The organism is Lactobacillus nasalidis (assembly GCF_016587775.1).
GTDB lineage: Bacteria > Bacillota > Bacilli > Lactobacillales > Lactobacillaceae > Lactobacillus > Lactobacillus nasalidis.
Genome location: NZ_BOCG01000244.1, coordinates 1 through 6,592, shown reverse-complemented (window position 1 = coordinate 6,592; position 6,592 = coordinate 1). Strand labels below are relative to the sequence as shown.

Genomic DNA, 6,592 nt, shown 5'->3' with positions numbered 1-6,592 from the left:
CACGGCAGCCGACTTTCTGATCAAGGCCCGCGCCTGCTCCTCGCTTAAGCCGTGCCTGGAAAAAGCCTGCAGGCTGGCCTGGTAGCTGTCGGTGATCGCGATCCGGGCGCCGGCCTCAAAGTACTCCTGGTGGACCCGGTAGACCAGGTCGGGGTTGTCCTGCAGGGCCCGCGCCGTCCACAGGTCGGAATTGGTGTCCTCGCCCCAGGCTTCCAAGGGGGTGGACATAGACCCGTCCAGAGTCACCGGGCCTTGAGCCAGAAGCGTCTGTAAATCTGTCATCATTTTTTCCTCCGTCTTGTGCTATCATGTTACTGTCTATTTTAATAAAAGCTTAATCTGTTTTAAAGAGGTATTTTTATGGCTCAAAAAGAAAAAGTCGACCACCTCGAGCGCAAAATGGAAGCCAGACACATCCAGATGATCTCCCTGGGCGGGGTCATCGGCACGGGTCTCTTCTTAAGCTCGGGCTACACGATCAGTCAAGCCGGCCCGATCGGCACCATCATCGCCTACTTCTTCGGGGCGATCCTGGTTTACGCCGTCATGCTCTGTCTGGGTGAATTGTCAGTGGCCATGCCCTACACGGGTTCCTTCCACGTTTATGCCAAAAACCTGCTCAGCCCGGCCACCGGCTTCACGGTTGCCATCCTCTACTGGCTGACCTGGACGATCGCCCTGGGCAGCGAGTTTACGGCCGCGGGGATCATCATGCGCCACTGGTTTCCGGGCGTGCCCGTCTGGATCTGGAGCCTGGCTTTCATGATTCTGATTTTCCTCTCCAACTTCTTCTCGGTCAAGATTTTTGCCGAAAGCGAGTTCTGGTTCGCGGCCGTCAAGGTTACGGCGATCGTAGCCTTTATCGTTTTAGGCGCCCTGGCCGTCATCGGCGTCATCCCGCTCAAGGGCAGCCAGGGGGCGCCCGGCTTGAGCAACCTGACCAAGGACGGCTGGTTTCCGACCGGCTTTGGCGGGGTCTTCACCACCATGCTCACGGTCAACTTCGCCTTTTCCGGAACGGAGCTGATCGGCATCACCGCCGGGGAAGCCAAGGAACCGGAAAAGACCCTGCCCAAGGCCATCCACACGACCTTGTGGCGGCTGATCATCTTCTTCATCGGCTCCATCTTCATCATGGCCTGCTTGATCCCTTACAAGCAGGCCGGCGTCACCGAAAGTCCCTTCGTCCACGTCTTTAACATGATGGGGATTCCTTTCGCCAGCGACTTGATGAACTTCGTGGTTTTGACCGCCATCATCTCCGCCGGCAACTCCGGCCTCTACGCCTCCACCAGAATGCTCTGGTCCCTGGGCAACGAAGGCACGATTCCCGTGACTTTTGCCAAGACCAACAAGCGGGGCATCCCGGCCGTTTCCCTGCTCGTCAGCATGCTGGGCGGGATCCTTTCCCTGCTCACCAGCGTCTACGCGGCCGACACGATCTACCTGGTCCTGGTTTCCATTTCCGGCCTGGCGGTCGTCTTCGTCTGGATGGCGATCGCCCTGTGCGAATTGAAGTTCCGGCAGAACTGGATCAAGGAAGGCCACGCGCCTGAGGAGCTCAAGTTCAAGACGCCCCTGTACCCGTTCACGCCGTGGTTTGCCTTCATCGCCAGCCTGGCCTCCTGCCTTTTGATCTGGTTCGACCCGGCGCAAAGGGTGGCCCTGTACGCGACGATTCCTTTCGTGATCTGCTGCTACATCGCCCACTATTTCTACGCCAAGCACCAGGAAAAAAGGCAGACAAGCCGTTAAGTCAAGCGCCTCAGGGCGCTTTTCTTTTTGCCCGGGAATCAAATCAAGTCAATCGAATCAAATCAAATCGCATCACGTCATTGACGAGATTGACGTGATTCGCTAAAATATGATTAGATTGAAAACCGGCAAAAAGGAGGCCCGCCATGCTTACGCCAGACAATTCCAACACTTTCGAAAACCAGCTCTCGCCCCGGCAGGATCTGACCTTCAACTCTCTGAAGCAGCTCTTTGACCAGCAGGGTTTGGCCTTCACGCCGCCGTCAACCCAGTTCGGCATTCTCCAGTTCAGCAATTTTGACCTGCTTGTCTCCGACCAGTGCCCCTACACGATCAAGTGCGCCGTTTTTAAAGGGACTGACCAGGACGAGTTCCTGGACCGGCAGGAGTTCACCGGGTCGCTGGCCTCCCAGTACCAGCAGGTCTACGCTTTTTTGGAAAGACACGATCCGGTGGAAAGCCAGATCAAGGGACTTTACCGGGAAGACCGGCCGGCCTACCCCAAGCAGGCCCTCAGAGAAGCCCTCATGAACGCGATTATCCACAGGGACTACGCGAGTCCGTCCAGCAGCTTGATCAACTTATACACAGACCGGGTGGAATTCATCTCTTTCGGCGGCCTCATGCCCGGGATTACTTTGGAAGACATCCAGCTGGGCCTGTCGGTCTGCCGCAACAAGCGCCTGGCTGACCTCTTTTACCAGCTGAAGCTGGTGGAATCCTACGGCACCGGCCTGGCCAGAATCAAGAGCGCCTACAAGGGCAGCCGCCTGCAGCCGCAGATTTTGGCTGCTCCCAGCTCTTTCAAGGTGGTTCTGCCCCGCTACGAGGCCGCGCCAAAGCCGGCCCCTAAGCCGGTTAAAAAGGCTGCCGTCAAAGCCCCAGTGTCCAAGGCCAAGCCAGTCCGCCAAAAGACCGGCAATGAAGAAGCCGTATTGGCCTTTGCCAAGGAACATGGCGAATTCATCAGAAGCGACATTGAGGACCTGCTCGGCGTCAGTCCAGCCACGGCGACCCGGCTTTTGCGGCAGATGGAAAACAGCGGCCTGATCCTCAAACGGGGCAAGGCCAAGGCCATCCGCTACCGGATCAGCGAAAAGTCATAAGCAAACACTTCCGTTCCTGCCTAAACGTGCTAACATAGGTAGGGACTTTTTTTATCCAAAAATCACAATCCATATAGAAATCTGGCAACAATCATGCAACAATTCACACCGATTCTTTTAGGCAGCGACATCAACGTCTACGGGATGGCGCGGTCTTTCCACGAGGCATACGGCATCAAGGTCCAGGCCTGGGGCGCCTCGACTCTGGCGCCGACCCGCTATTCCAAGATCGTGAACATTGAGGTCCACCCTGGCTTTACCGAAGACCCGGAATTCATCAAGGTCATGCGCGAGAAGATCAAGGAATACAAGGAGCACCCGGAGCCGGTGATTCTGATCTCCTGCGGGGACGGTTATTCCGAGCTTTTGGCCAAGCACAAGCAGGAGCTGGAAGAAGCCTTCATCGTGCCTTATATCGACTACAGCCTTTTGAAAAAGCTGATCTCCAAGGAAGGCTTCTACGAGGTCTGTGAGGAATACGGCCTGCCTTACCCGAAGACCAAGATCATCACGGCAGCCGACTACAAGGATGGCTCTTATGCCAACGTGCCCTTCTCCTTCCCAGTCGCTTTAAAGCCAGAAGACCCGGTTTCCTGGCTGGACGTGCAGTTTGAAGGCCGCAAGAAGGCTTTTGTCATCAAGGACCTGGCCGAATTCAAGGACATCGTGGGCAAGATCTACACCAACGGCTACAAGGCCGACTTGATCCTGCAGGACTTCATCCCGGGCGATGACTCCAACATGCGGGTCTTGAACGCTTATGTGGACAAGAACCACAAGGTCAAGATGATGTGCCTGGGCCACCCGCTTCTGGAAGACCCGGACCCGATTGCCATCGGCAACTACATGGTGATCGCGCCTGACTATGACGAAAAGCTCTACCAGACCGTGCAGGCCTTTTTGGAAAAGATCAACTACACGGGCATGGCCAACTTCGACATCAAGTACGACGTCCGCGACGGTGTCTACAAGTTCTTTGAGATCAACCTCCGCCAGGGCCGCTCCAGCTTCTACGTCACCTTGAACGGCTACAACCTGGCCAAGTGGTATGTGGAAGACTATGTGGAAGACTCCTTAAAGGACCGGCCAGTCGTCTACGGCAACCAGGACCCGGCCAAGCACCGCCTGTGGCTGGGCGTGCCGGCCAAGATTTTTAAGCAATACGCCGTCGACTCCCTGGCCAAAAAGGAAGCCCTGGCGCTTTTAGAAGCCGGCAGAGTCGGCACCACGGTCTTTTACAAGCCGGACATGAACGTCAAGCGCTGGCTTTTGATGAAGCACATGTACCACAACTACTACAAGGACTACGAGAAGTACTTCAAGGTCAACAAGGAGCAGTACTTCGAGAAAAAGTAAGCCAAGATCAAAACTTATGCACAACAAAAAGAGGAAGCTCAAGTGAGCTTCCTCTTTTTTTACTTGCAAAGATTAATTTCAGGTGATCTTGATTAAGCGTGGTATTCGATTACGACGCAGACCATTGCGTTGTTGCCGCTGCCGTAGTGACCTACCCCGATGTAGACCGTGTGGTTGCCAGAGTCGACCATCATCGTGTAGTGTTCGTAAGTGCCGCTGATGTTGGTGATGTTCTTTCTGGTCTTCTTGACGACGATTGCTTCGTAGTCGTCCTTTTCAGCCTGCATGTTTTCCGTGAAGGTACTGGTGATGCAGGAAGCCATTTCCGTGGTCGTATCGGTGTTCTGCGCGTTGTAGTAGCAAGCGTGCAGGGTTTCGCCGCCGTGGTAGATGATCTTGCCGTTGACGATCGGGTAAGTGTTGAGGTACGTCGGCAGAGAAGAGTAGCCAGAGTGGTCGTAAGTCCCGGTAGTTACGTACTGCTTAGCCTTGGCGGTAGCCCGCTTGTCAAGAATTGCATTGTACTTGGAGCTCATCTTGACAGCCTTGACGCCGGCCTTGGCACGGAACTTGTTGACAACGCTCAGGGCTGCCTGACGCAGGCGGCTGTTGCTGTCGGTGCTGGCCGTTGCTTTAACGGCTGCCGTCTTGCTGGCAGTGTAGGTGACTTTAACCGTCTTGTTCTTGGTCTTGTAAGTCACCTTGGCTGCCTTGACCAGCGTGGTGCTGGCCTTGTAGCCGGAAACCGTCGGCGTCTTGTAAGCTTTCCAGCTTGAGCTGGTCCACTTGCCGCTCTTCTTCTTCAGAGTGGCGGTTTCCTTGACCGTGGTGTACTTGCCAGGCTTGTAAACCTTGATGGTCCGGGTAACTTTCTTAGTGGCCGTCTTAGCATAAACCGGCTTTGGAGATACGGTTGCCAGCCCCAGGAGGGCTGCCATTGCTGCTAAAACTGTGATTTGCTTTCTCATAATAGATCACCTATGTCCGCTCAATCTCTGCTATTAGTTATCTCTTATCTCTCAACTAGAATTATAGCCGCTTTTTGCCCAAAAAGCGATATTTTTTCACCGAGTAATATTACTTTTTACTTATTTAGAAAGAGGCAAGAAAAATCTGGCTGTTTTCTGTCTGTCTATGAAATTCTATAAGCGTTGATTTATCAAGCTTTCGAGCGCTTTTAGCAGCCCAATAGCATGAAAGCTTGATACTTCCGAAGATGTAAGCGTGTAAAGCTGATTTTTTGGACTTTTTCTAATTAGTTTAAACTTATTAAAAAACAAGCATTTTTAAATCTGGCTCCTTTCGAAAAGGCTTTAGCCATTTGTTATTTCATAAGTCAAGTCTTAACAAGCTCTTGCAGCAGCCCGTTATAGGCAAGCAGCAAAATATATTAGATAAAGCTAATAGGGTAAATATAATTTTTTGGCTAAAGTTATTATGTTTAGGAAATGATCCTGCTTTTTGCCTATACAAAAAAGCCGCTGCTTATTTTTTAAAGCAGCGGCTCGTGGCAGATATTTTTTGAGTCAAAATTCTAATTTCAATGATTTACAGATTTGCGGCGAAGAATTCGCCCAGTTTGCCCACGGCAGCGTCCACGTATTCCGGCACCCAGTAAGTGCGGATGTGGCTGGCACCCGGGATCAGGAACAGTTCCTTGTTTTCGGTGCCCGTTGCCTTGGCGAAAGCATCCCGTGACATGTAAAGCGTGTCCGCTTTTTCCCCGGCAATCATCAAGAGCGGCTGGTCGATCAGGTCCATCCGGTCTTCAACGTCGAAGGCCATCAGCTTCATGAATGAAGCGGTCGTGTAGCTTCCGGTCGCGTTCGGGTGCCGGTGGGTCAGGCCGTAGTACTCAATGCCGTCGCGGTAAAGGGTGTTTTCCGGCATGGTTTCCATGATCTTGCGCAGGTCATCGTCGTTTTCGTGCGGCGGCAAAAAGCCCTCGTACTCCACCTCGCCCTGCAGTTCCTTGTTTCGGGCTTCGGCTGCTCTGGCCAGGCGCTTCTGAATTCCGTCCTTGTCAGCGTCGTGGAAACCGTTTCTGCGGACCCGGCCCGAATTGAACATGGACAAAGTAGCTACCGACTTGATTCGCTTGTCGGTCTGCGCGGCAGCCAAAGTGTAGCCGCCCCCGCCGCAGATCCCCAGCGAGCCGATTCTTGCCGGGTCTACCTTTGGCATGGAAAGCAGGTAGTCGACCATCCCGCTGACGTCTTCAATCCGGTTTGACGGATAGTCGCGCAAGCGCGGCTCCCCGCCGCTGGCCCCCTGGTAGCGGGCATCGCAGGCAATGGCAACGTAGCCAAGTTCTGCCAGGCGCTGGGGGCAACCTGCTCCTTGCAGCCGCCGTTAGGGTGAGCCACCGTGATCCC

At 54.0% G+C, this 6,592-nt stretch carries 6 protein-coding genes; 3 read left to right on the top strand and 3 right to left on the bottom strand.

Features of this window, described 5'->3' with window-relative positions:
* Nucleotides 1-282 (bottom strand): homocysteine S-methyltransferase family protein (locus lacNas_RS04120; RefSeq protein ID WP_201346623.1); only part of this gene is annotated, 282 nt, incomplete at its 3' end.
* 78 nt (nt 283-360) lie between these two features.
* Between lacNas_RS04120 and lacNas_RS04115 the strand changes: the two genes are divergently transcribed.
* The 3 genes from lacNas_RS04115 to lacNas_RS04105 all read left to right on the top strand — a co-directional run bounded on the left by lacNas_RS04115 (nt 361) and on the right by lacNas_RS04105 (nt 4,217).
* Complete coding sequence (locus tag lacNas_RS04115; protein WP_201331431.1) at nt 361-1,755, top strand: amino acid permease; 1,395 nt, start codon at nt 361-363, stop codon at nt 1,753-1,755.
* Between the two features lie 146 nt (nt 1,756-1,901).
* Nucleotides 1,902-2,861, top strand: coding sequence for an ATP-binding protein (locus lacNas_RS04110; RefSeq protein ID WP_201331430.1), 960 nt, complete (start codon nt 1,902-1,904; stop codon nt 2,859-2,861).
* 93 nt (nt 2,862-2,954) lie between these two features.
* A complete protein-coding gene (locus tag lacNas_RS04105; protein ID WP_201331429.1) occupies nt 2,955-4,217 on the top strand; it encodes a carboxylate--amine ligase in 1,263 nt (420 codons plus the stop codon).
* Between the two features lie 92 nt (nt 4,218-4,309).
* Here the strand turns inward: lacNas_RS04105 and lacNas_RS04100 are convergent, their stop codons facing one another.
* Both lacNas_RS04100 and lacNas_RS04095 read right to left on the bottom strand, forming a co-directional pair.
* On the bottom strand, nt 4,310-5,185 hold the full coding sequence (locus lacNas_RS04100; protein ID WP_201331428.1) for a CAP domain-containing protein: 876 nt from the start codon (nt 5,183-5,185) through the stop codon (nt 4,310-4,312).
* 580 nt (nt 5,186-5,765) lie between these two features.
* A complete protein-coding gene (locus lacNas_RS04095) occupies nt 5,766-6,512 on the bottom strand; it encodes an alpha/beta hydrolase (RefSeq protein WP_244660715.1) in 747 nt (248 codons plus the stop codon).
* Nucleotides 6,513-6,592 lie beyond the last annotated feature (80 nt).

Excerpts from the sequence above, each read along its gene's own strand:
- lacNas_RS04115 (WP_201331431.1), top strand. The coding sequence starts at position 361 with ATGGCTCAAAAAGAAAAAGTCGACCACCTCGAGCGCAAAATGGAAGCC.
- lacNas_RS04110 (WP_201331430.1), top strand. The coding sequence starts at position 1,902 with ATGCTTACGCCAGACAATTCCAACACTTTCGAAAACCAGCTCTCGCCC.
- lacNas_RS04105 (WP_201331429.1), top strand. The coding sequence starts at position 2,955 with ATGCAACAATTCACACCGATTCTTTTAGGCAGCGACATCAACGTCTAC.
- lacNas_RS04100 (WP_201331428.1), bottom strand. The coding sequence starts at position 5,185 with ATGAGAAAGCAAATCACAGTTTTAGCAGCAATGGCAGCCCTCCTGGGG.